At 48.7% G+C, this 25,134-nt stretch carries 24 protein-coding genes; 12 read left to right on the forward strand and 12 right to left on the reverse strand.

The annotated features are described in order from the left end of the window. Position 1 precedes the first annotated feature (1 nt). The 5 genes from JIG40_RS01740 to JIG40_RS01760 all read left to right on the forward strand — a co-directional run bounded on the left by JIG40_RS01740 (position 2) and on the right by JIG40_RS01760 (position 5,987). Entirely contained in the window at positions 2-1,207 is a 1,206-nt protein-coding gene (locus JIG40_RS01740) for an acetyl-CoA C-acetyltransferase (protein WP_158152180.1), read from the forward strand. A gap of 41 nt (positions 1,208-1,248) precedes the next feature. Then, positions 1,249-1,596, forward strand: coding sequence for a phasin family protein (locus tag JIG40_RS01745; RefSeq protein ID WP_020332434.1), 348 nt, complete (start codon positions 1,249-1,251; stop codon positions 1,594-1,596). Between the two features lie 56 nt (positions 1,597-1,652). Beyond that, a complete protein-coding gene (phaC, locus tag JIG40_RS01750; protein WP_199464671.1) occupies positions 1,653-3,431 on the forward strand; it encodes a class I poly(R)-hydroxyalkanoic acid synthase in 1,779 nt (592 codons plus the stop codon). A 203-nt stretch (positions 3,432-3,634) separates the two neighbouring features. After that, on the forward strand, positions 3,635-4,252 hold the full coding sequence (locus tag JIG40_RS01755) for an outer membrane beta-barrel protein (protein WP_020332432.1): 618 nt from the start codon (positions 3,635-3,637) through the stop codon (positions 4,250-4,252). 73 nt (positions 4,253-4,325) lie between these two features. Next, a complete protein-coding gene (locus JIG40_RS01760; RefSeq protein WP_199464672.1) occupies positions 4,326-5,987 on the forward strand; it encodes an ABC transporter substrate-binding protein in 1,662 nt (553 codons plus the stop codon). Positions 5,988-6,043: 56 nt separating this feature from the next. On the opposite strand, the gene JIG40_RS01765 is transcribed toward JIG40_RS01760, so the two are convergent. The 6 genes from JIG40_RS01765 to napF form a co-directional block, all read right to left on the reverse strand. After that, positions 6,044-6,178: a TIGR02808 family protein gene (locus tag JIG40_RS01765; protein ID WP_020332430.1), complete on the reverse strand. Its 135-nt coding sequence runs from the start codon at positions 6,176-6,178 to the stop codon at positions 6,044-6,046. Positions 6,179-6,190: 12 nt separating this feature from the next. Further along, positions 6,191-6,766, reverse strand: coding sequence for a NapC/NirT family cytochrome c (locus tag JIG40_RS01770; RefSeq protein ID WP_020332428.1), 576 nt, complete (start codon positions 6,764-6,766; stop codon positions 6,191-6,193). 31 nt (positions 6,767-6,797) lie between these two features. Continuing rightward, positions 6,798-7,253 carry a nitrate reductase cytochrome c-type subunit gene (locus JIG40_RS01775; RefSeq protein WP_020433122.1) on the reverse strand — a complete coding sequence of 152 codons (456 nt, stop codon included), beginning with the start codon at positions 7,251-7,253 and terminating at the stop codon, positions 6,798-6,800. A gap of 77 nt (positions 7,254-7,330) precedes the next feature. Next, the gene (gene napA, locus JIG40_RS01780; protein ID WP_199464673.1) at positions 7,331-9,820 is read right to left on the reverse strand and encodes a periplasmic nitrate reductase subunit alpha; all 2,490 of its coding nucleotides are present in this window, start codon (positions 9,818-9,820) and stop codon (positions 7,331-7,333) included. Then, on the reverse strand, positions 9,817-10,122 hold the full coding sequence (locus JIG40_RS01785; RefSeq protein ID WP_020332424.1) for a chaperone NapD: 306 nt from the start codon (positions 10,120-10,122) through the stop codon (positions 9,817-9,819). Before JIG40_RS01785 ends, napA begins: the two co-directional genes overlap by 4 nt. Before the next feature lie 15 nt (positions 10,123-10,137). After that, a complete protein-coding gene (napF, locus tag JIG40_RS01790) occupies positions 10,138-10,620 on the reverse strand; it encodes a ferredoxin-type protein NapF (RefSeq protein WP_024375533.1) in 483 nt (160 codons plus the stop codon). Between the two features lie 255 nt (positions 10,621-10,875). Here napF and narQ point away from each other — a divergent pair, with 255 nt between their 5' ends. Next, positions 10,876-12,600 (forward strand): nitrate/nitrite two-component system sensor histidine kinase NarQ, encoded by a 1,725-nt coding sequence (narQ, locus tag JIG40_RS01795; protein ID WP_032081938.1) that lies wholly within the window; start codon positions 10,876-10,878, stop codon positions 12,598-12,600. Next, the gene (locus tag JIG40_RS01800) at positions 12,587-13,219 is read left to right on the forward strand and encodes a response regulator (RefSeq protein ID WP_024375531.1); all 633 of its coding nucleotides are present in this window, start codon (positions 12,587-12,589) and stop codon (positions 13,217-13,219) included. The genes narQ and JIG40_RS01800 overlap by 14 nt, the downstream gene beginning before the upstream one ends. Before the next feature lie 61 nt (positions 13,220-13,280). Here JIG40_RS01800 and dcuC read toward each other — a convergent pair whose 3' ends face one another. Next, complete coding sequence (dcuC, locus tag JIG40_RS01805) at positions 13,281-14,648, reverse strand: anaerobic C4-dicarboxylate transporter DcuC (protein WP_199464674.1); 1,368 nt, start codon at positions 14,646-14,648, stop codon at positions 13,281-13,283. Positions 14,649-14,943: 295 nt separating this feature from the next. Beyond that, positions 14,944-16,065: a fatty acid desaturase gene (locus JIG40_RS01810; protein ID WP_199464675.1), complete on the reverse strand. Its 1,122-nt coding sequence runs from the start codon at positions 16,063-16,065 to the stop codon at positions 14,944-14,946. A 164-nt stretch (positions 16,066-16,229) separates the two neighbouring features. On the opposite strand from JIG40_RS01810, the gene JIG40_RS01815 reads away from it, so the two are divergent. Both JIG40_RS01815 and JIG40_RS01820 read left to right on the forward strand, forming a co-directional pair. Next, the gene (locus JIG40_RS01815) at positions 16,230-16,760 is read left to right on the forward strand and encodes a GNAT family N-acetyltransferase (RefSeq protein ID WP_199464676.1); all 531 of its coding nucleotides are present in this window, start codon (positions 16,230-16,232) and stop codon (positions 16,758-16,760) included. A 90-nt stretch (positions 16,761-16,850) separates the two neighbouring features. Continuing rightward, positions 16,851-18,020, forward strand: coding sequence for an MFS transporter (locus JIG40_RS01820; RefSeq protein ID WP_032082478.1), 1,170 nt, complete (start codon positions 16,851-16,853; stop codon positions 18,018-18,020). A 49-nt stretch (positions 18,021-18,069) separates the two neighbouring features. On the opposite strand, the gene JIG40_RS01825 is transcribed toward JIG40_RS01820, so the two are convergent. Further along, a complete protein-coding gene (locus tag JIG40_RS01825; RefSeq protein ID WP_199464677.1) occupies positions 18,070-19,830 on the reverse strand; it encodes a methyl-accepting chemotaxis protein in 1,761 nt (586 codons plus the stop codon). A 140-nt stretch (positions 19,831-19,970) separates the two neighbouring features. Here JIG40_RS01825 and JIG40_RS01830 point away from each other — a divergent pair, with 140 nt between their 5' ends. Further along, positions 19,971-20,564: a beta-phosphoglucomutase family hydrolase gene (locus JIG40_RS01830; protein WP_047462903.1), complete on the forward strand. Its 594-nt coding sequence runs from the start codon at positions 19,971-19,973 to the stop codon at positions 20,562-20,564. 63 nt (positions 20,565-20,627) lie between these two features. Here the strand turns inward: JIG40_RS01830 and JIG40_RS01835 are convergent, their stop codons facing one another. Continuing rightward, positions 20,628-21,101, reverse strand: a complete 474-nt coding sequence (locus tag JIG40_RS01835; protein ID WP_024375634.1) for an FKBP-type peptidyl-prolyl cis-trans isomerase — start codon at positions 21,099-21,101, stop codon at positions 20,628-20,630. A gap of 15 nt (positions 21,102-21,116) precedes the next feature. Beyond that, positions 21,117-21,743 (reverse strand): thiol:disulfide interchange protein DsbA/DsbL, encoded by a 627-nt coding sequence (locus JIG40_RS01840; protein WP_158129267.1) that lies wholly within the window; start codon positions 21,741-21,743, stop codon positions 21,117-21,119. 152 nt (positions 21,744-21,895) lie between these two features. Here JIG40_RS01840 and JIG40_RS01845 point away from each other — a divergent pair, with 152 nt between their 5' ends. Continuing rightward, the gene (locus tag JIG40_RS01845; protein WP_024375611.1) at positions 21,896-22,510 is read left to right on the forward strand and encodes an OmpA family protein; all 615 of its coding nucleotides are present in this window, start codon (positions 21,896-21,898) and stop codon (positions 22,508-22,510) included. A 199-nt stretch (positions 22,511-22,709) separates the two neighbouring features. Continuing rightward, entirely contained in the window at positions 22,710-24,272 is a 1,563-nt protein-coding gene (locus tag JIG40_RS01850; RefSeq protein ID WP_199464678.1) for a PAS domain-containing methyl-accepting chemotaxis protein, read from the forward strand. A 63-nt stretch (positions 24,273-24,335) separates the two neighbouring features. Here the strand turns inward: JIG40_RS01850 and JIG40_RS01855 are convergent. Further along, positions 24,336-25,134: transketolase family protein (locus JIG40_RS01855; RefSeq protein ID WP_280514067.1), on the reverse strand; the 799-nt coding region annotated here is incomplete at its 5' end.

Here is a 25,134-nt window from a genome sequence, read left to right on the forward strand (position 1 = left end):
GATGGAAAAAGTATTTATTGTTGCAGCGAAACGTAGCCCAATCGGCGCCTTTGGCGGATCACTAAAAAATGTATCAGCGGGTAAGCTCGCCGCTGATGTGATTAAGGGTGCGATGCAGGCTGGTAATGTCGATGCCAATCAAATTGATGAAGTGATCATGGGGAACGTGATCAGCGCAGGTCAGGGTATGGGTGTTGGCCGTCAGGCTGCCATCTATGCGGGCATTCCGGAAGAAGTGCCAGCCTATGGCGTCAATATGGTGTGTGGTAGCGGCATGAAAACGGTGATGGAAGCCGTGGCACATATTCGTGCGGGTGACGTCTCTGTTGCTATTGCTGCCGGTGTTGAGGTGATGTCTCAAATTCCGTTCGCTACACCAAGCACACTGCGAGATGGCAACAAAATGGGCGGATTCGAGATGAAAGATCTGCTCATCAATGATGGTTTGACTGACGTGTTCAACCAATACCACATGGGTGTCACGGCAGAGAATATTGCCAAGCAGTTTGAGATTTCTCGCGAAGCGCAGGACGCCTTTGCTCTGGATAGCCAGTTAAAAGCGGTGGCGGCGATTGAAGCGGGCAAGTTTAACGATGAAATCGTGCCAATTTCAGTGCAGCAACGCCGTGAGACTGTGACATTTGCCATCGATGAATATCCGAAAGCCGAGGCGACTCTGGCGGGCTTGCAAGGCCTGCGCCCAGCGTTCGACAAAGAAGGTTCGGTCACGGCGGGTAACGCATCCGGTATCAATGATGGTGCCAGTGTCATCATCGTTGCATCACAATCTGCGGTTGATGAATACGGCCTGGAGCCTCTGGCAGAAATTCTGGGTTACGCCCAAACCGGTATTGACCCACGCGTTATGGGTTTAGGGCCGGTAAGTGCAGTGACCCAAGCGCTGGAAAAAGCAGAGCTTTCTATCGAACAAATCGATCTGTTCGAACTGAATGAAGCGTTTGCAGCGCAGGCGCTGGGTGTCATCCACGGCCTGTCAGCGGAACATCATGTTTCAACCGAATCCATTTTAGCCAAGTCGAATGTCAATGGCGGTGCCATCGCTTTGGGACATCCGCTAGGCGCTTCGGGTAACCGCATTCTGGTTACTCTGGTTCACGAATTAAAACGTCGTGGTGAGAATTACGGTGTCGCATCACTTTGCGTAGGTGGTGGTATGGGTACCGCAGTGGTCATCAAAGCGTTGTAATAACGGTTCAGATATTTATTTCAATCACTAGGAGATACGTCATGTACACGGATTTTTTCAAAACTTTCACTGACCAAACTGAAAAAACACTCGAACCATATGTGAAATTCAACAAACTGGTTGCGAAAAATGTTGAAGTACTTACTGAGCTGCAACTGAGCTCAATCCGTACTTACAGTGAAATGGGTCTGGCGCAAATGAAAGCCGCCAGCGAAGTGAAAGACACAGCAACGCTTACCGCATTCAGCTCTCAGCAAATGGGCGTGCTGACTAAACTGTCTCAGCAAATGATGGATGACAGCAACAAGCTGCAATCAATCGCTAAAGAGTTCAAAGAAGACATCGACAAACTTGCTTCAGAAAACCTTAAGTCAGTGACTCCTGCTTAACACTGCAATTCTGCGCCGCCTCAGGGCGGCGCTTTTTCTGTTTAAGGAGTAAGTCTATGTTTCAACATGTCTTTACCGACTATCTTGTGAAGCTGCAAGAAGCCAACCACCAGTGGTGGCAAGACTTCGAAGTCAACAAGGCAGTGGTCAATACCCCCCTGAATAAGGCGCTACAAGAAGTGAACTGGGACGACTCAGTCCAGTTCCTTGAAAAGGCGGCTAATCAGCCTGCCGCTCTTTTGCAGTTGCAAACCGAGTGGTGGGAACAACAACTGAAAATCTGGCAAACGGTGGTGCTGGAAGGCAAAAAAGAGTCGGTGGTCGAAAGCGAACACGGTGATAAACGTTTCGCTGGTGAGTCATGGCAATCCGACCCGTTTTTCAGCTTCATCAAACAATCCTACCTGCTTTACAGCAAAACCTATCTGGACACCATTAACTCGATTGAGGGTTTGGATGAGAAAGCCAAAGAACGCATTCTGTTCTTTTCGCGCCAAGCTATTAATGCGCTATCACCAAGCAACTTCATTGCAACTAACCCAGAGCTGCTGAAACTGACTGTTGAACAAAACGGTGAGAATCTCCTTAAGGGACTGGAACTGCTGAAAGAAGATGTGGAGTCGAGCGCGGAAATTCTGAAAATTCGCATGACCAACAACAACGCGTTCCGCCTGGGTGAAGACGTGGCGAATACGGCAGGCGAAGTGGTGTTTAAAAATGATCTGTTTGAACTGATTCAGTACAAACCACTGACGGAAACCGTTCACTCTACACCGCTGTTGATTGTTCCGCCGTTCATCAACAAATACTACATTCTCGATTTGCGTGAAAAGAACTCACTGGTACGTTGGCTGGTTGAGCAGGGACATACGGTATTTATGATGTCCTGGCGTAACCCGGGCAAAGCTCAGGCTGCAGTCAACTTCGAAGACTATGTGCTGGAAGGTGTTGTTAAAGCGGTAACGGCGATAGAGTCGATTACGGGCCAGGAACAGATCAATGCGGCAGGCTACTGCATTGGCGGCACCGTTCTGGCAACGACGATTGCTTACTACGCTGCGAAGCGCATGAAAAAACGCATCAAGTCAGCCAGTTTCTTTACGACGCTACTGGACTTTTCACAGCCAGGTGAAGTGGGTGCCTATATCAATGACACCATTATCAGAGCGATTGAAATGCAGAATAACGCCAAAGGCTATATGGATGGTCGCTCGTTGAGCGTGACATTCAGTTTACTGCGTGAAAATAGCCTGTACTGGAACTATTACGTTGATAACTACCTGAAAGGCAGCAGCCCGGTCGACTTCGATCTGCTGTACTGGAACAGCGACAGCACCAACGTTGCTGCTTCAACGCACAACTTCTTGCTGCGCGAACTGTATCTGGACAACAAACTCGTTCAGGACAAAGGCGTGAAAGTCGGTGGTGTGTGGATTGATCTGGATAAGATCAAAATCCCGAGCTATTTCATCTCGACCAAAGAAGACCACATTGCTTTGTGGCAAGGGACTTATCGCGGTGCTCTGAAGACCGGTGGCAATAAAGTGTTTGTGTTGGGTGAATCGGGCCACATTGCGGGTATCGTCAATCATCCGGACAAAAACAAATATGGCTTCTGGACCAATGATACGTTGGAAGATTCTGCCGAAGAATGGTTGGAAAGTGCGCAGCGTACAGACGGTTCTTGGTGGAAGCATTGGAACGAGTGGCTTACCGCGTTCAGCGCCAAAGAGCAGGTGGCGCCGTACGCCATTGGTAACGATGAATATCCGGTGATTGATGTTGCACCGGGGCAATACGTGAAACAGGTTCTGCCGATCCCCGATTCGGAATAGTTGACCTTTATCAGCGCCATTGAATCCCCCTCATGGCGCTTTTTTAATTCGAGTAAATAAAGCAATAATCTCCCTAATTGTTTCCTGTTTTAAGGTAATTCGTTAGTGCATGATCCGCGTGGTTATCGTCGTGGCAGGGAACGCACTGGGACTCAGGGTTTGAGCAAGATAACCGTGTTGTTTATTCACCTGAGAATCCATTTATGTCTAAAAATTTACTTCTGCTTGCCACTGCGGCAAGTCTCTTTTCTCTCTCTGCTCAAGCCGAGTGGTATGTGGGTGGTGCGTTGGGTCAGGCTCGTTTTGATGACGCCAGCGTAAGTGGCAAGGTGATGGGGTACTCAACGACTCAAGACCTGTCTCTGGAAGATGATAAATCTACGACGGCCTCAATTTTTGGTGGCTATCAGTTCAACCGCTATATCGCGCTGGAAGGCACCATTACCGGGATTGATGCGCTCGATGGCTCTGTGGTGACGGTTGGCGATATGAGCTACATTGCACTTCAGCCAAAATTCTCCCTTCCTGTGACTGACCAGGTGAGCCTTTTTGCCAAAGCTGGTTTGGCCTACTTCAATGCCGAAATCAAAGTCAGCAACTCCGTTGCCGGGTATTCAGGTTACAGTACATTTTCAGATTCAGACGTAACGGGGATTTTGGGATTGGGTGTTGAAGTAGCTGCGACTGACAACTGGCACATTCGCGCGTCATGGGATTATTTGAGACCGGAACTGGATGTCGTCAACGTGGGCTACGCGAGTGCGACGGTTGAAACGGATATCAATGTTTTCTCCCTCGGGGTCAGCTATCATTTCCATTAATTGTTAAACCAATGCCCGTTAAGGGCATTGGTTGTTTCTGCCCTAAGCTAAATGAACACTCAAAACGACGACGATGAATGACACGTACCTAAGAAGACTGAATCAACTGCTACAACATTATCCGACTGGTGCTGTTCATTCCGTCAGTATTGATAAGCTGGAGGAGGTGCTTGCCACCTCGCGCAGAAATACCTCGTTGATCCTCAAGCATCTGGCAAATATCGGCTGGGTAACGTGGAAACCAGCGGTAGGTCGCAGCAAAGCCAGTCAATTAATGGTGTTGGTGTCTTTTTCTGGTGCGTTGCTTGACGTGATCATTCAGGAACTGAGCAAAGGCCGCTTTACGTTGATCACGCGGTTGTTGGAACTCTATGGTGACGACACGGTGCTGGCGCTCGCCTCGGCAACCTTGAAGCAGAATCAGTGGAATGAATCAAACAATCATCTGCTCATCACCCGATATCCTGCCGTCGATACCTTGGATCCGCTGAAGACGCTACGTCTGGCTGAGCTTCAGGTGATTAAAAGTGTCTATGACACGTTGTTGAAGCAAGATATGATGGGCAACCTGATTCCCGCATTAGCACACTTTTGGAAACAGGAGGAGTGCCAGTTAATTCTATGGTTGCGGCCGGATGTCGTTGCTCATAATGGTCAAAAACTGGTGGCTGAAGATGTCGTATGGAGCCTGCAGCGGCTAAAGAATACGTCTGGACCTGTGCAGCATCTGTTCGAATGCATGGTGGCGGTGAATGCGGAATCTGACCACAGAATCGTCATTGAGTTGAACGCGCCGAATGCCTTCTTTCCTTATGCTCTTGCGATGTCCAACAGCGCGATTTTATGTCGACCGCAACGTAATGGTGTGGATCCACGTAAATGCGTGGGGACAGGACCGTTTAGTGTCGGAAGCTGGGACGATGAAAAACTGACACTCATTCGCCATCAACATTACTACTCAAGCAAAGCACTGATTGAACAAATCACACTGTCGCACAGCGATGAACAGGTGATTCGTGCGATGAGTTTTAACCAGAAAAATGGGGCAACCGAAAGCTCGGTCATCAGCGCGTTGTCCTACCTGACATTTAATCCTCGAGGCAAATGCGGCGTGGATGCAGATACACTGACGCAGCTGTATACTTATCTGGCCCGAGAAAAGTATCAGTTTGATGCCGACAATTGCGTTGAAAATTTGGCCTGTGATAGCCGTGGTGCAGCGGACCACCACAATGCAGTAGCCTGCGTAGCGCCAACCCTGAAAGGCAACATCGTTTTGGCAGAACCGATCTGGACGATACCGTACCTTCAAACGGTGGCGGATTGGCTACACGATGCTATTCGTCGCACCGGATTGGAACTGGAAGTTATTGAGCTACAAGCGATCAGCGAACCGCACAGCGTTGCTCATCTGGCGGATATGATGTTGATTGAAGAAGTAGTGGAGCAACCGAAGCACTACGGATTATACGAGTGGTTATTGGTGTCGACGGGGCTGCGCTTTACGTTTACTGAAGCGGAAATGGCGCAGCACAAGCAAGCTCTCGCGCAGGCTGTGAGTGATCCCGAGCCCTATTGCCGATTACAGAAACTGGAACAACAGCTTTATGAACAACGGCGCTGTTTGCCACTGTTTGTCGGACGAGAGGAAGTGACGTGTACCCAGCAAGTGCAGGGCATACAGGTTAATAGCACTGGTTACAGTGATTTTTATAAACTCTGGATTGGCGATTAATAAGAAACAAAAAAAACCGGTGAAACGTCACCGGTTTTTTTTATGGTTTCAGTTCATTACAACTGTTTGTCTTTGGTCAGCGACAGTAGCCAGATACAGAATACTGCGACAGCAAGAAATCCACTCAGGATAATGACTGGCATCGCGCTGTAACCCAGAATGTGCCAGATAACCGATTCAAGTGTACTCATCGTGTGCGCTCCTTATTCCCAGCCTTCAACGCCGTGCATGTCCGGCAAGTTGTGTGCGATACCTTTGTGGCAGTCTACACAGGTTTTCTCGCCAGATGCCAGTGCTGTTGAGTGTTGATTGCGGCTACGTTCACTTTGTTCAGAGAAATCCATGTATTCAAACTGGTGACAGTTACGACATTCCAGCGAGTCGTTCTTCTTCAACCGCGCCCATTCCCGTTCTGCCAGATGAGACCGGCGAGCCTGGAATTTTTCTGGCGTGTCTATGTTCCCCATAAAGTGGGCAAACAACTCTTTCGAAGCCTGAACTTTACGCACGATTTTGTCTGTCCATTCATGCGGTACGTGACAATCAGAACAGATAGCACGTACGCCTGAGCGGTTTGAGTAGTGGATGGTTTCCTGAATTTCAGCGACGATAGGCGCGTGACAGCCAGAACAGAATTCTTCTGAGTTCGTGGCTTCCATGCCGGTGTTGAATGCGCCCCAGAACAGAAGACCACCAGCAAAACCCATGAACAACACCACACCAACGGCGGCTTTGCTCGGGCTTGTCAGTCTCTTCCAAAACGCTTTTAGTAGTTTCATAAATCGCCTCTTAATTTAATGCGGTGCCTGATTAGCGAAGCGAATCAACGCGTTCAAACTCGTTCTTAACCAGAGGTTTTGCCTCTGCCTGAGGAACGTGACATTGCAGACAGAAGTAGCGGCGTGGCGACACATCGGCCAGTACAGCGTCTTCGCGGTTGATGAAGTGGGTTACGCTGATTTTAGTCGCGCCCATTTCTTTCGCGTTTTTCCAACTGTGGCAAGACAGACACTTGTTGGCGTTCAGAGAAACTTCGTAGTTGCGAATATTGTGTGGGATCAGCGGTGGCTGATACACGTAATCGCTATCCAATGCTTGCTCACGAGGGTACTTTTTCATTTCATCCGCTGGGCGAGTTGACTCAATCAGCGTTGCGCCGCGCAGCGATTCCACGCCACCGACACCGCCCGGGTTATCGAGTTCAGCTTGTGCAACCCCGGTGATGAGTGCACTTACAGACAACAGTGCAATAAGTAATTTTTTCATCGTACATTCTCCGCCTAATGGCTCAATTCCTGACTGGGGCAGCAGCAAACCGCTGCCCCGAACATTCTGTTAACGGCTTACGCCACTTTGGTGATCTTGACCGGACATTTCTTAAAGTCGGTTTGTTTCGACAGTGGATCGGTCGCATCAAGAATCAGTTTGTTAATCAGAATGCGCGCGTCAAAGAACGGCACAAACACCAGACCTTTTGGCGGCTTGTTACGGCCACGAGTTTCCACTCGGGCACGCACTTCGCCACGTTTATTGGCAATGACCACTTCATCGCCACGGCGCAGGCCGCGAGCCTGAGCGTCATCGTGATGCATGAAGCAAACCGCATCCGGGAACGCTTTGTACAGTTCAGGAACACGACGGGTCATGGTGCCAGTGTGCCAGTGTTCCAGCACACGGCCGGTACAGAGCCACAGGTCGTACTCTTCATTCGGCACTTCTGGTGGCGCTTCGTATGGCGCAGAGATGATCCATGCTTTGCCATCAGGTTTACCGTAAAAATCCCAGCCACTGCCTTTTTTCGCATAAGGGTCAGAGCCTTCTTTGAAGCGCCACTGGGTCTCTTTACCATCAACCACTGGCCAGCGCAGGCCTCGCACTTTATGGTACACATCGTATGGTGCCAAGTCGTGACCATGGCCGCGGCCAAAGTTTGCGTACTCTTCGAACAGACCTTTCTGTACGTAGTAACCGAAGTGGTGCGCGTCGTCGTTCAGTTCACGAGCTTCAGCGATAGGGAACTGGTCAACCTGACCGTTGCGGAACAGCATGTCGTACATGGTTTTGCCGCGGTACTCAGGCGCTTTCGCCAGTAGATCTTCCGGCCAAACGTCTTCCATTTTGAAGCGTTTGGAGAATTCCATGACCTGCCATAAATCCGATTTCGCATCACCGACGGTTTTCACCTGTTGGTACCAAGCCTGAGTACGACGTTCAGCGTTACCATACGCACCTTCTTTCTCTACCCACATAGCGGTTGGCAGAATCAGGTCAGCGGCTTGCGCTGTCACCGTTGGGTATGGATCGGAAACCACGATAAAGTTCTCAGGATTACGGTAACCCGGTAGACGCTCTTCGTTAATGTTCGGGCCTGCTTGCATGTTGTTGTTACATTGCACCCAGTAGCAGTTCAATACGCTGTCTTTCAACATACGGTCTTGCAGAACCGCGTGGAAGCCCGGTTTTGGTGGAATGGTGCCTTCTGGCAGTTTCCAGATTTTCTCAGCGATCTGGCGGTGTTTCGGGTTGGCAACCACCATGTCCGCAGGCAGACGGTGTGCAAATGTACCGACTTCACGCGCAGTACCACACGCAGACGGTTGGCCTGTCAGCGAGAATGGGCTGTTGCCCGGAGTCGCGATCTTACCCGTCAGCAGGTGCAGGTTGTAGACCAGGCTTTGCATCCACACGCCACGGGTGTGTTGGTTCATACCCATGGTCCAAAGTGACATCACTTTGGTGTTTGGATCGGCATACTGTTTCGCCAGCGTGATCAGTTTCTCAACGCTCACGCCGGACATTTCAGACGCTTTTTCAGCCGTATATTCCGCGACAGATTTTTTGTACTCTTCAAACGAGATGTTGGTCATTTCGCCGGAGTTGGCATTCTTTGCCTGCTTTTGCAGCGGGTGGTCATCACGCAGACCGTAACCGATATCGGTCACGGCTTGCTTGAAGTGGGTGTACTTGTTCACGAAGTCCCAGTTCACCGCATCGTTCTGAATGATGTAGTTGGCAATGAAGTTAGCGATCGCCAGGTCAGATTGAGGATGGAAAATGTAACCGTGGTCCGCCAGTTCAAATGAACGGTGATAGTAAGTCGACAGCACGTTCACTTTAACGTGAGGATGGCTTAGGCGGCGGTCAGTGATGCGAGTCCACAGAACCGGGTGCATTTCAGCCATGTTCGAACCCCAAAGCACGAATGCGTCGGCGTTTTCAAAGTCGTCGTAACAGCCCATTGGTTCGTCAATACCAAAAGTACGCATAAAGCCGACAACCGCAGAAGCCATGCAGTGACGCGCGTTCGGGTCGATGTTGTTTGAGCGGAAACCCGCCTTCATCATTTTCGCCGCTGCGTAACCTTCCATGACTGTCCACTGGCCAGAACCGAACATACCGACGCTGGTTGGGCCTTTTTTCTTCAGTGAGGCTTTCCATTTTTCCGCCATCACATCAAAGGCCATATCCCATGAAACTGGAGTGAAGTCGCCATCTTTGCTGTATTGACCATCTTTCATACGCAGTAAAGGCTGTGTCAGACGATCCTGGCCGTACATGATTTTCGAGAGGAAGTAACCTTTGATACAGTTCAGACCTTTGTTTACCGGCGCTTCAGGGTCACCTTGAGTTGCCACGACGCGGCCATCCTGCGTACCCACTAAAACGGAACATCCGGTACCACAGAAACGACAAGGAGCTTTGTCCCAGGTAATTTTGGTTTGATCTGAGCTGGCAATCAGGTTAGTTGCGGATGCTGGCAGAGTGATACCTGCTACCGCCGCTGCTGATGCTGCCGCGTTTGCTTTCACAAACGCACGTCTTGTCATTTTCATACTTCACCCTCGAGTTGGGAATGTTGATTTCCAGTGTCTGAATCTAGCTCGTCCAGGTTGGTTTCAATTTGGTGGTACACCAGAACCGCACTCAGGACGTTTGGCAAGTTGTTGATGGCATCGATGGTGTCGGTGACAAACCCCTGGTTCTGAGTTTCAAGCACCACAACGATTTTGCCTTCCGGGCTGTCGCCGTAAATTTCCGCGTTCTCGAACTGCTCGATTTGCGCCTTTACGGTTTCCAGATGTTCCGGAAGAGCGTGAACCACCAAACTTGAAATGTGCACTTCATTGAGTGACATAGTTATCTCTCGTTCTTATTCAATATTGCTCACACTGATGGCTGAAGTGGGGCAGAGCGATACACACGCGCCGCAGCCAGTACATTCATCAAGGTGGATAATTGGCTGTGCAACTTTTCCGGCTTGCAGTTGGAACTGAATTGCCATTGGGTCGCAGGTTTCTCCGCAGCTCCGACACTCAACGTTCTGCTTAGCCAGGCATTGGTCGTTGATGGCGGCTTTGGCCAGCCATGCGGTATTGGTTTGCGGTAAAAAAATCGGTTCTGGGCAAACTTCTGCGCATTGGTAGCAGAAGGTGCATTCATCAATTTGAAAATCGACAGTGGGATAACCCCCATCGCCGTTGACGATAATTTTCATTTCACAGGCATCGCGGCAGCGGCCACAACGCGTACAGTCGTCAATAAAGGATTCTGGATTGGCAATCCAAGGTAAACGTACCTTTGATGTGTCGACGGAACGACGTGCAAATAAACGCCGCTTGGAAAGATCTACCACTGAATTCACCCAGCATGCTGAAAGATTATTAATAAAGCGTAGTTCACAATTTCTATTAATAAACTGTCATTTATCCATACACAAATTGTAGTTTTTGCCATATTTGTATAAATACCCCTAAGGGGTTAATTAGGATGGAATATTGTTTTGGATCAATAAATTCGGGCGAGTATGATCACATATTGATACCATTATGAAAAAGCCAGACTAGAGCATGCGAAAGTGCGTTTAAAAAGCGCCGTTGGGGAAGGTGAATTGGGGATAAAAGTTGAGAAGTCGGTGACCAGCACGATTGCGAAATCGATGCTGTTGATTCTATTGCTTTCGATAGCCACCACGGGTTTTGCCATTATCACTCTGGCATCTTCTCTGAACGATGCTGAAGCCGTTAACGTCGCAGGCTCGATGCGGATGCAAAGCTACCGATTAGCGCACGATATTCAGAGTAACTCAGTTAACTATGTTGAACATATCGCGGCATTTGAACACTCATTATATTCGCCGTCGATGAAAGCGCTCCAGAAATGGAATGTACCGTCAGACATTACTCATGATTACTACACGTTAATCGCCCGCTGGCACGAATTGAAACAGGTTCTTCGTAGTGAAGATAACCGCGACTATCTCACGCTGGTCGCGGGGTTTGTCAGCCAGATCGACAGTTTTGTCTTCAAGTTACAACGCTTTTCGGAACAAAAGCTCATCAATCTTGCCTGGGTCGGTGGGCTTGGTTTGGGGGCTGTTTTGTTCATTTCACTGTTTGTTATTCACTACATTCGCAAAGAGGTTGTGCGCCCTCTGCGAGCATTGGTGGTGGCGAGTGAGCAGATTCAGAATCGCGAATTTGATATTGAACTCAGTACCAACAGTCAGAACGAAATGGGCATTCTGACCCGCACGTTTAACGTTATGGCCGGAGAACTGGGCAAGCTTTATCGTGGCCTGGAGCAAGCGGTTAACGAAAAAACACGTAAGCTGCAACACGCCAATCAGTCGCTGCAGGTGCTGTATAACTCCTCTCAGGAGCTGACGGCTTCACGCATCAGTCAGGACAATTTTCAGGCAATTTTGAAACATATTGTCAGTATTGAGGGTATCACTGCGGTGCAACTGGAGATCGAAGAAGAGGCAGGCAAAGGTCTGCTGCTTTCTCAAGGCAATATGTGTGGTGAAAATCCGAACCATCAGGCGCTAATGTTGGATGGTATCCAGCTTGGATACTTACACTGGGAAGCGGGTTTACCTTGTCCGGATAAAGCGCTCATTGATAACTTTGTCCAGATTTTATCGCGAGCGGTGTACTACAACCGAGCTCAGAAGAAAGCCGAACAGCTTTTACTGATGGAAGAGCGTGCGACCATCGCACGAGAATTGCATGATTCATTGGCGCAATCGCTCTCTTACCTGAAAATTCAGGTGTCATTGCTGAAACGCGTGATGTCAAAGCTTGAACACAATCAATATTCCGAGAAAACCGATGAGATTATTGTCGATATCGATCAAGGATTGTCCGGCGCTTATACACAGTTACGTGAACTGTTGACCACGTTCCGCCTGACCATCAAAGAGGGTAATTTTGGCCAGGCCTTGGTAGAGATGCTGAACCAGCTCGGAGAACAAACCAGCGCAACGATTGCGCTGAATAATAACCTGTCATCGATGGAGCTGGATGCCCATCAGCAGGTGCACTTGATACAACTGATTCGTGAAGCGACCATCAATGCAATCAAGCATGCAGACGCGACTCGAATCAACATTGAATGCAACGAAAGCGATGGTGACGTCGTAGTGAGTATTGAAGACGATGGCGTCGGCTTTGAACAGAACAATGCCAAGTTGAATCACTACGGGATGAGCATCATGCAAGAAAGGGCAGCTAGATTGAACGGTGATTTGAGCATAGAAACCTCACCGGATACTGGCTGCAAAGTCACACTCAAATATACAAGATCAAAGGATACACATGTTGACGAAATGTAGAGTAATGCTGGTGGATGATCATCCTTTGATGCGCAGAGGAATCAATCAGCTTTTAAGCCTGGAAGATGAATTTGAAGTGGTTGCAGAGGCCAGTAATGGTACTGAAGCCATTGCGTTAGCCCATGAAGTGGAGCCGGACATGATTCTGCTCGACCTCAATATGAAAGGCATGTCCGGTTTGGACACGCTGAAAGCGCTGCGGACCGACGGCTCCAGCGCAACGATTGTGATTCTGACTGTATCAGACAGTGCGGCGGACATTGAGGCGATTGTACGTGCGGGGGCCGACGGTTACCTGCTGAAAGATACGGAGCCGGATCAACTGGTTGAATTGCTCAAAGATGCCGTTCACGGTAATAAAGCCTACAGCGATGTCGTGGCGGCTTATCTACGCGATCGCCAGGATCAAACCGATGTGTTTGACCTGCTCACAGAGCGTGAAGCGCAGATTCTGGGTGAGGTGGCGAAAGGGTATCGCAACAAACAAATCGCTGACCGCCTGTTTATCTCGGAATCAACCGTGAAAGTACACATGAAGAGCTTACTGAAAAAATTAAGAGTGCCTTCGCGCACAGCCGCAACTGTGCTGTTTCTTGAGCGCTATGGCGAGCTCAAGTAATCCGATTCAGAAATAAACAAAAAGGGCGCTGAAATCAGCGCCCTTTTTTATAGACAGATTATCAGTTGTACATCGGAACCAGAACCATGGTACCGATAATAACAGTAACCAGGCCTGCCAGTACGGGTACAGAAGTACGTTTTACGACTTCGAACGGGCTGATGTGGCCCATACCAGCCGTGGCAACAACTACGCCCGAAACCGGAGAAATGGTACGGCCCAGGTTAGATGCCTGCAGCATTGGAATGATAAGGAACGCTGGGTTGATGCCCATTTTCGCTGCCAGAGACGGTGCCAGTTCAACAAACGCGTAGAAAGGTGCGTTACCAGAACCCGTTGCAATCGCTGCGGCAACCGTCAAGCCAGTCAGGATCAGCATCAGTGCCATACCACCTGCGCCAGCAGTCTCTGCCAGATGCAGCAGGTTATCGATAGCGCCAATCGACATCAGGCCCTGAGCGAATACACCCGCGGCTACCAACAGCATCACCACGCCTTTGAATGCCTCAGCCATACCTTCGTAGCAAGATTCTAAGTCTTCCAGCGTTTCTTTCCCTTTGAATCGTTTGGTGACGAAGTCTACCAGTGCACCAATAAAAATGGACAGAACGACGATGGTGTAGATATCCAGATACAGACCTTTAATCGTTTCACCGTTGAACAGGAAGACACCGATGATAGGCAGGAAAGGCAGCGCTGCGTAGTAGGAAGGCGCTTTTACTTCAATCGCCGATACATCAACGCGTTCCATCGGTGTGTTGTCTTTCTTATCCAGATATTTGTTCCAGAAAAACGCGGCGACAGCCATCACGATGATCGCACAGATAGAGACTGGCAGAACTGTTTCAACGGCAAAAACGTGCAGCGGAAGGCCGGACTTTTCGGCTGCAATCACGACGTCACCTGACGTTGGCGACAGGATGATTGCTGCTGGCGACGCACACACAGCTACTGCAGCAGGACGAGAGATACCCATTGCTGTCATCATCGGGAACAGGGTTGCCATCAACAGAACGCCAAGGCCGGTAGCTGAGCTCACCGCCAGTGACATCAAACAGGCAACGATATAAGCCGCAACCAACAAAATGTAAGGCGAGTTGATGACTGACAACGGCTTAGAAAACTGTTTTACCACCACATTGTTGGCACCGATATGAGTCATATAAGACGCAAAACCACACAACAGCATGATTTGCATACCCAAACCGCCGCCACGGTTTTGCAGCATGTATTTCACGTATTCCAACGAGTCGGTCACCATGTTACCCGTGGATGTCATTTTTGCAGGCAACACCGAATGGCCAAGTACGCCAGTCAGTAGCAATAGCACAATCCCTGCTGTTAGCAGTACACCCGCTGGTTTATAGCCTTTTACGATGAAGTAACCCACTGCAATCGTAACGACTAAGCCGATTAAGAGCTCGAGCATAGTTGTCTCCAGTTAAATATTTTAAGTTGTCAAAAAGTATTTCAAGGTATGAGCTGAATTTACTGAAAACTGACTTGTAGCACGAGGTCAACTTGAGCTTCTCATGATCTAAAACAAACAAAACTATTAATTAGTTTTGCGGAGTAAAATCCTATTGAAATAAATATATTTTAGAGGTAAATGCCGTGTTAAATGCATTATCCAGTGTTATTAAATGGATTGAAATTTCTAATGTGAAACGAGGAGGTATAAAAAAAGTGACGTTTAAACGTCACTTTTTCACGATTGTAGATATTTAAGCGTATTGAGCAATCGTTTGCTGCCAACGCTGCCTTTTTTCAAGAAACTCAGATTTCACAGACTGATAACGAGCTTTAAGCACGGAATGTTCGTAACGCTTAAGTGCCGAATTTTTCTTGCTTTCCAGCAGTTGCTTTTTCACATCGTAGTAGTTGTGCAATTCGTGAATAAAAGCGTCAAATTCGGCTTGAACGTTCGCCAGTATCACCAGATGGTTTGGCAGATGAGCGACACGTTCAGCGGCGTATTTCAGGCTCATCTCCGCCCGCGCTTTCTCTATCTTGATAGCGGGAGCGGTGCGTAGTTTCTTCGCCAGACCAAGCCAGGCACAGCTTTTTATCAACCACTTGGTTGGATCGTATTGCCACCAGTAAATGCCGTTGCGATAGTCATTTTCAAAGATGTGATGGTAATTGTGGTAGCCTTCACCAAAGGTGAAAAAGGCCAGAATACCGTTATCGCGCGCAGTGTTCTTGTTGGTGTAAGGCTGTTTACCCCAGATGTGCGCCAGCGAGTTAATAAAGAAGGTGGTGTGGTGATTGAGTACCAGACGGACGGCACCGACGATCAGCAACATTCCCCAGATATCGTTGTAGTACCAGCCCAGAGCGATAGGCACACCAAAGTTCATGATCAGCGCAAGTGGTACGTAGAAGCGATGTTGCCACATGACAATCTTGTCTTTATGTAGATCGCGACAGTTGCTGTAGTCGTCGTAGGTCACCGAGTTGTAGTTTCTCAGCATCCATCCCATATGCGAAAACCAAAATCCGCGTTTGGCAGAGTAAGGATCTTTGTCGTTCTGATCGACAAACTTATGGTGAACACGGTGATCGGATGCCCAATGCAGTGCGCTGTTTTGTACCGCAAATGCGCCGCCAAGCGCGCACAATAGGCGAACCAACCAGTGAGCCTCAAAAGCTTTGTGTGACCACAGGCGGTGATAACCCGTCGTGATCGACAAGTTGCAGAACGAGAAGCAGACAATCAGCCAAATCAGGTGTTTCCATCCATAACCAAATTGCCAGCCATACCAAGGCGCGACAACAGCGGCCAGAACAAAGCTGACGGCGAAAATCGTAATATTCAACCAAATCAAAGGCGGTTTATTTGCCATTTAAAGACCCTTTAAGCTTACAACTGTGCGCCAGAATATCAGCGAACATGTGTAAGTCAAATATGTTTAACTGAATTGTGATCAGGATGTTTTGCTTTTTAACTCTAAATGCATAGTATGAAGAGTGGTTAAAAATCCTTACAGGAAGTTATAAGGACTATTAAATGGAAATTAAGGTAGCTGAATATAGCGATTTTGAGCGAATTGCCCATCTGCACGCACTAAGCTGGCAGATCAATTACGCTGACATTTTGGACAAGGATTATCTCGCCAACGAGGTGCTGCAAGACCGTTTGTTGATCTGGCAAACGCGTTTGACCAACCCACCTTTTAATCAACATATTCTGCTCATTGAAGAGGGTGGCGTGCTGTGTGGTTTTATTTGTGCGTTCGGCAATCATGATTTTGAAAAAGGCACAATTATCGAATCCCTGCATATTGACCCTAAACACCAGGGGAGTGGTTTAGGCCGTTTGCTGGTAAAAGAGATGGCAACTTGGATTGAGCGTTATTTCCCGGACAACGGTGTTTACCTTGAAGTGCTGGAGAAAAACCAACAAGCCATCGATTTTTACGATCACATTGGTGGTGAACTGCTGACGGAAAAGATGTGGCACGCGCCGGGAGGCGTTGATGTCCCTGAGCGGGTATATAGCTGGAAAACACCCAAGGCGCTTATGGCGGCGATGGAATAAAGGAAAGGGCGAATAGCCCTTTTTTTCTTGGCGTTGAATAGATTAGAGCATTCTGTTGTAGTAACCACATTCAAATGAAAAGGATAAGTAATGAACCGCAACGTGTGGCTTTTGTCGCTCTGTCAGGCGCTGCTGATGACCGGCAACATACTGTTAATCTCTGTGATTGGTCTGATTGGTAAGGTAATTGCGCCGAGCAGCAGTATGATTACACTGCCAGTCGCTCTCCAATTTCTCGGCTTAATGTCGGCCACTATTCCCGCGTCGCTGATCATGGGCAGGTTGGGGCGCCGTCTGGGATTTAGTATCGGTAACAGCGTGGGAATTATCGGCGCGTCTCTCGCCACTTACGCACTGTATCACCAGTCATTCTGGCTATTTTGTACTGCGACTTTCCTGTTGGGGATCGGCATTGGCTTTGGCACTCTGTATCGTTTTGCGGCGATTGAAGTGTGCGATGCTCATCTGCGTCACAGAGCAATTTCGGTATCGATGGCTGGCGGTGTGCTGGCTGCGGTACTGGGGCCGAATCTTGCCATCTATTCTCAACGTTGGAGCGAGGGCGGTTTGTACATTGGTGCTTTCGCCGCGCTGATTGGCCTTAATCTGCTGGCGCTGACCTTGCTGCAGACGATTCAGTTTCCCAAGCCCGTTCGCCATGACAGCCAGCCAGCGACGGATAAGTTGTCGGTGATTGCCAAAGGGACCAATTTCAAAGCGTCCGTCTTTGCTGCCATGGTCTCTTATGCGGTGATGAACATCCTGATGACCGCAACACCGCTGGCGATGATTGGCTGTGGTTTTGATTTCACCAAAGCCGCTGGTGTCATTGAATGGCATGTGCTGGGCATGTTCGTTCCGGCGTTCTTTACGGGGCGTCTAATTGAAAAGTTTGGTCCGCAACGCATGATATTGGCCGGCGGCTTGCTGTTTATATTGTGTGTGACTATCAATATTCATGGTCAGTCCATCTGGCATTTCCGAGCGGCTCTGGTGCTACTTGGCGTTGGCTGGAACTTTATGTTTATTGCGGCGACGGGTTTGTTTAGTCAGTCTTATCAGGAACACAACAAACCCAAAGCACAGGCGTTTAATGAGTTTTCCGTGTTCAGTTGTGTCACCATGACTGCGCTGCTTTCTGGTTGGCTTGAATCTACCGTTGGCTGGCAAGCGTTGAATATTTACGTGCTACCTTTCGTACTGATTGTGATTGGCATCTTCGCTTTTCAGGCAAAAAAGAGTCGGTTGGTGATCAATTAAAAAAAGCCCGGTTAATCCGGGCTTTTTTGTGCGCGCTATCAAGCTGGCATTAGCGAGTCTGAAACTCAGATACCGCTTCATCCATTTGCCGGGCTTGTTGTGAAACACTGTCGACTTCTGACAACACTTCCTGAGCAGAATGCATGTTGTTTTCAGAGATAGTATTGAGCTCTGCAATCGAACCGCTCACCTGATTCATCACAATCCCTTGTTCCTCAATGGCTGACGCTATACGTTCGGAGTTGGCCTGAATCGTCGACATGTCAGTGATGATCTGGCGCAGGCTCTCATCAAGCTGGTGCGAAGCGTGCAGCGTTTCCTGGCCCTGCGAATTGCACTGGTCGATGTCGCTGATCACCAAACTCATTTGTGCCTGAATCGCAGAGACCACTTTCGTGATCTCCTCGGTCGATTGATGAGTGCGTGTCGCCAGGGAACGAACTTCGTCCGCCACTACCGCAAATCCTCGGCCTTGTTCGCCTGCTCGTGCCGCTTCGATGGCCGCATTCAGTGCCAGTAAGTTCGTCTGTTCAGCGATGCTTTGAATGATGGTGACCGCACCGCCGATTTTTTCGACGTGATCATTGAGTGAAGCAATCGATTGTTGGCTTGATTGCAGAGTAGTAGAAAGCTGGTCAATATTCTTCAACGTCGACTCGACAACGCTGCGTCCATTCTCTGCATTTCTTACCGCCTGCTGAACACCTTCTACCGCCACATTGGTGCTTTCTGAAATCTCGCCAATGGTGGCAACCATTTCTTGCACTGACGTGGCCATCATGGTGGTGTGATCGGCTTGAACATGGAACTGGTTAATCACTTCCTCAAGCTCGTTATGCATGCTGGTCGTACTGCTGGTCAGCTGATGTGACTTAGCTTGTGATCCCGAGATCAAGTGTTCGAACTTATCCAACAGTTGGTTGAAGTAGGTGCCAATAGAAGTGAGTTCATCGCGCCCTTGTAAATCGGTTCTTAGTCCAACGTTGTTAGTGCTGGCAATGTTCTGCATGACTTGTAACAGTCGTTGCACCTGAAGGTTGATCGAGCGTGAAATCTGCCAGATGAAACCGAGGATCACAATCACGACGATGACAGTCACAATCTGCTTAATCACATCCAGTTCGCTGCGCATTTTGCTGACTTCAGCCGTCAGCGTTTCCGAGAAGGTTTTAAACTGCTCTTCAACGTTATGTGACAAGCTGCGAGTATTGCCAAGGTAACCTTCGTTGTAGGCAAGACCGATCAACTTTTCCTGCTCGATGACCCCTCGGGCGGCTTGTACCAGAGCGGAATATTGAGAAAGCACTGGCATGTCGAGCATTTTGCCTGCTTTCACCGCTTCATCAAAGTTGGCCAGAGCCAGCAGCGTTTCGGCATCCGACCCATTTTCAGCTTGTGCCAGCAGGGCATGATATTTCGCCAACAACGCATCACCGTCGCTTAATCCCAGTACCTGATAAGCGCCGACCAATTGCTCAAAACCTTGTTTATACTTCAGCAGATCCGCTTTTAATGCTGCAGAAGACGCCAGATTGTGATTGGTTAAGATGGTTGAAAGCTGGCTTTCCATAGAAAGGAACAGCTCGCTGTTTTGTTTGAAGGTGTCCAGATATTTGGCGTCTTTACGTAGCAAAAAGTCTTTTTCATTCCGGCGCAGATTGAGAAGGCGAATTTCTAACTTCTCTACCAAACCGATTGCGGACGACAGCTCGTTGGTTTGACGAGCAAAGTGTGTTGTGGTGATCACCAATGAGATAATGCCCATTACGGCGATAAAACCAAGCAAGTATAGCTTCTGTTTAATATTCATATGTAGACCAATGAATGAGATATATTGATAGATGTAATTATTATGTGTGAAGTTTAGATGGCAATTGCATCGCCAGCAATAAACAATAGAATGGGTTTGTAAGACTGATTCCATCATTAGCACAGTCATATGGAGTTTTTATGAACTTAGAGCGCTATAAAGGGCTGATTTTCGATATGGATGGTACATTGATTGATACCATGCCTGCGCATATCGAAGCTTGGCGTGCAACCGCAAAATTTTACGACTTTCCGTTTGAGGCCACTTGGCTGAATAGTTTGGGCGGTATGCCGAGTTTTAAAATTGTCGGCGAGATTAACCAGAAATTTGGCATCGATTTGATTCCGCAAGATGTGGCTGAATACAAAATGAAAGCCTTCGCTGCAATGGATGAGAAAAGTGACCTGATTCCCGATACGTTTGCGGTTTTTCAGCGCTTTCTGGGCAGTAAAAAACTGGCCATCGGAACCGGTAGTCAACGTCAGAGTGCCGAGAAATTGCTAACACGCGTTGGCGTGCTGGATAAGCTGGATGCGGTGGTGACGGCCACTGACGTTGAGAACCACAAGCCACATCCTGAAACATTTCTGCGTGCGTGTGAGCTGATTGGTTTAACGCCGAATGATTGTGTGGTGTTTGAAGATACCGAGCTGGGTAAGCAAGCAGCGCATGCAGGTGGAATGGATTGCATCATGGTCACCGAAGAGGGATTAAAGTTTTTCCCGCTGCCATAACGATATCGCCAATGAAAAAGAGCTGCCAAAGCAGCCCTTTTTTTATCCTCATTCAGTGCAAATTTACTGAATTTCCAGCAGTTCTACTTCAAAAATCAAGGTAGCTGACGGTGGAATCGGACCGGCGCCATTTTTGCCGTAACCGAGGTTCGAAGGAATATAGAGACGAACTTTCTCACCAACGGTCATCAGTTGCACACCTTCTTGCCAACCTTTGATTACCTGATTCAAACCAAATACGATGGGCTCGTTGCGTTGGTATGAACTGTCAAACACGGTGCCATCCAGCAGACGTCCTTCGTAATGAACTTTTACCCGGCTGTTTGCTTTTGGATGTTCAGTTCCGGTGCCTGGTTCTAAAACTTCATACTGCAGACCACTCTCTGTGGTTTGAATGTCAGGTTTCTTTGCGTTCTCGATCATGAACGCTTGTCCTTCTGCGATGTTTTGCTCTGCCGCTTTATGATTATTCCAAGTGCGGTAAATGAAGAGAGCTGCCAGCACAAAGACAACAATGGGTAACACAATTTTATACATGGTCGGAACACTCAATTAAGGTTGGGTTAGTAGATAGGAGATGGTTTTGCCAATGCCTTCGGCATTTTCATGACCCGCTGTCAGTACCATATATTTGCCATTGATGACAAAGGTAGGTACAGAGTTGATCTGGCCTTTTTGCGAAATTTCGTCAGCGGTTTTGATCAGAACAAACAACTGTTTCTGCTGCGCTTCATCAAATTCGTACGGGCTTACCAGGTTACGGTCGTGGAAAGCTTTATCGATAGCATTTTTCTGATCAGTCAGTGTGCTGCCCTCAGCCATTTGCACCGCGGCGAACAACTCTTGCATCATGTCATGGTCGGGATTGTGGCCCAACTGCATCACCGCACTGTAGAAGAACATCGCGCCAATCTGCGCGCCTTGGTTAAACGTCACATGGACGCGACCAAACTGCTGCCCCACCATTTTTTCCAATTCAGGGATCACATCTTCCATGCTGCGGCAGTGGCCACAGGTCAGGGAGAAGACTTCCGTAACGGGAGCGAGGCGGTAAGTGGCCAGGTTAACTGGCAGAGCCTGATATTGAACGCCTTCTTTGGGAGTCGAGTTGTCACTACAGCCAGCCAGAACCAACAACGCAGCCATAATGCCAAGAGTGTGTTTAATGAACTTTTTCATTGAAAACCAAGAGTTGAATACGAATACCCTGATTTTAGCGGGTTCAAATTGTGAGGCAAACAGAGAAAAAGGGTTTTGTTACCAATTCGCCATAAAGTTTTCGCTCATCTGCCGATAACTAGAGAGTAGTTTGAAGAATGGATGATGGTTACATGAGAATTATCGCGCTTTCCGTATTATTGCTGTTGACCGGTTGTGGTTCCATGTCTCCGATGCAGATGATGGGCAACAACATGCTCGATACTGCGCCGAAGGGTGATTTCGACGTGATTTACCCGGACTGGGGCAATACGCCTGCGCCAGTGGCTGCTGGCGTTCACGGTCCGATGGGGCAAACCAGAACCTCAAGTTACGATTCGTTACAGCGTTTCCTGCTGGACAACGGGATCGACTATGAAGTGATGCCAGGCAATCATGTGATGGTAAAACTGAAAAACACCGTCAAATTCGATACGGGGTCTTCAAACGTCTCTCAAGATTCGGCTTACTGGTTGAATGTGATGGGCAGTTTCCTGTCACGCGAGCACGGCATTGATGTCGTGATTGACGGACACACTGACAATACAGGCAAACCTAAATTTAATGATTCGCTGTCGGTCAAACGTGCCCAGATGGTGAAAAACACCCTGATCCAGAAGAATGTATCACGCGATGCGATTTACACCCGTGGGTATGGCGAATATGTCCCGGCATGCACCAACCGCACGACAGCGGGCAGAGCTTGTAACCGCCGTGTTGAACTGCTGTTTATTGTGTCAAACAACTGAACAAAGCCGTACCGAATTTTCAAACCTAATATGCTTTCAATCACATCCCAGCCTCGGTTGGGATGTTTTTTATCCATATAACCCTAAAGGATATTGATGGCACTCACGGTTATGATGTTTTATCGGTACATTGTATGGAAACACAAGGGGGATTTATGTATACAATCACCCCAAAATTTATAACAACTATTAAGAAAATATGTCAGCCACTCAATCATCTATGCAACAAGAAGTTCCTGTTGGCGAGCACGATCAACTGGTTTCAACCACGGATCTTAAAGGTGTCATTACATACTGCAACGAGACGTTTTGTCGTGTTGCAGGGTTTCAGGAACACGAACTTCTTGGACAGAATCACAATATTGTCCGTCATGTCGATATGCCGAAAGCGGCGTTCGCTGACATGTGGAAACACCTCAAACAAGGCCACGCTTGGCGAGGCATCGTAAAAAACCGAACCAAAACCAATGGTCACTACTGGGTAGACGCGTATGTCACGCCTATCTATGAAGACGGTAAAATGTGCGGTTATCAATCGGTACGAGTCAAAGCGCAGCGTCAATGGGTAGACATAGCAACTAAAGCGTATAAAGCGCTGCGTGATGCAGAGCAGAAAGGCCGTCAGTTTTCTCTGAGTATTTCCGCATCAGTTCGCTATGCAATTCTGCTGGGCTCTCTTGCAGCCCCAGCAGCGGCGCATTTCCTGTCGCTTAGCGGAAATATGCAGCTATTGGCGAGCTTATTGCCTGCCGCTTCATTGGCTTTGTTGTTCCGTCAGGAACTGATTGATACACCGAAACATTTAGGGCAGTTGCAGTCACAATATGACAGTATCAGTCGCTTGATCTATTCGGGTAACAGCGCGTTTTCCGTTGCGGACTACCACCTGAAAATGGCTTCGGCACGTATTCGTACAGTTCTCGGTCGTATGGTGGATTCAGCGCGACCGCTGCGTGAGATGTCGGCAAAACTCAATGAGACCAGCGCAGAAGTGGTACAGGCGCTCAAACAACAGAATCAGGATATTCGTAGTGTGATGCAGGCAACCGATGCGGTGGAAGCGGCTGCTGATTCAGTCTCGAGCAACACACAGACAGCGTATGAACTGATCGACAAAGCGAAATCGCAATGCCTGAAAACCAAGCAAAGCATTGATCAAACGCACCACAATCTTGAATCACTGTGCGATCAAGCGGAACGTGCAACCAGCACCACCTATGCGCTGAATGATCAGGCGCAGCATGTCAGCCAGATGATGGAAGAAATTGGTGGCATCGCCGACCAAACCAACCTGTTAGCGCTCAACGCCGCAATTGAAGCGGCGCGAGCGGGAGAGCAGGGACGTGGTTTCGCGGTGGTTGCCGATGAGGTTCGTGCACTGTCCGGCCGTACTCAGAAAGCTACGCATCAGATTCAGGCCAGCATTGATAAGATGCTGAGTACGATTGAATCGTGGCAAAGTGAAATCATCGATAGCCAACAGCAGACGCAGGCGTGCGGTGAAGTCGCTCAGGAAAGTGCGACTCGTTTATACGAAGTAGAACAACTGCTGCTGGATATGCACAACATCGTTGGCGACATGGCTAAATCGGCAACAGCGCAACGTGAACTGACCAGTGAAGTGAACCAACATGTTCATTCGATTGCCTCAATGGCCACTCAGAATCTGGCTGCTACCAATATGGTTGAAGAATACAGTAGAGACATGAACGCGCGAGTGGATGATTTCAGGCAGCTTGCCAAGCGGTTTGAAGAAAAATAATGATAAAAAAGCCCCGCTCATTGAGCGGGGCTTTTTACTTGGCGTTCAGCTTAAGAAACGTGCTTATGCCAGCAGTTCTTTGGCTGTGTTCACCACGTTTTCAGTGGTGAAGCCGAACAGTTTGAACAGCTCGCCGGCTGGTGCGGATTCACCGAAGGTGGTCATGCCGATGATACGACCGCCAAAGCCAACGTACTTGTACCAGAAGTCTGCAATGCCGGCTTCGATAGCGATACGAGCGGTCACGTCTGCTGGCAGTACGGATTCACGGTATGCGGCGTCTTGTTTATCGAATGCATCGGTAGATGGCATCGACACTACGCGCACTTGCTTGCCTTCAGCAGTCAGTTGCGCTGCCGCTTCCACAGCCAGCTCAACTTCAGAGCCAGTGGCGATCAGGATAAGCTCAGGTTTGCCTGCACAATCTTTCAAGATGTAGCCGCCTTTAGCGATGTTGGCCAGTTGCTCTGCATCACGTGGTTGTTGAGCCAGATTCTGACGCGAGAAGATCAGCGCGGTTGGCGCGTCTTTACGCTCGATAGCCAGTTTCCAAGCCACCGCCGATTCTACCTGGTCACATGGACGCCATGTGTTCATGTTTGGTGTCAGGCGCAGAGAGGCCATTTGCTCAACTGGTTGGTGAGTTGGACCATCTTCACCCAGACCAATCGAGTCGTGCGTGTAGACCTGGATGTTCTGAATCTTCATCAGAGCAGCCATGCGCATCGCGTTACGCGCGTATTCCATGAACATCAGGAAGGTCGCGCCGTAAGGCACGAAACCGCCGTGCAGCGCGATACCGTTCATGATGGCCGTCATACCAAATTCACGTACACCGTAGTGGATGTAGTTGCCTGAGAAA

Source organism: Vibrio sp. bablab_jr001 (assembly GCF_016464285.1).
Classification (GTDB): Bacteria; Pseudomonadota; Gammaproteobacteria; order Enterobacterales; family Vibrionaceae; genus Vibrio; species Vibrio fluvialis.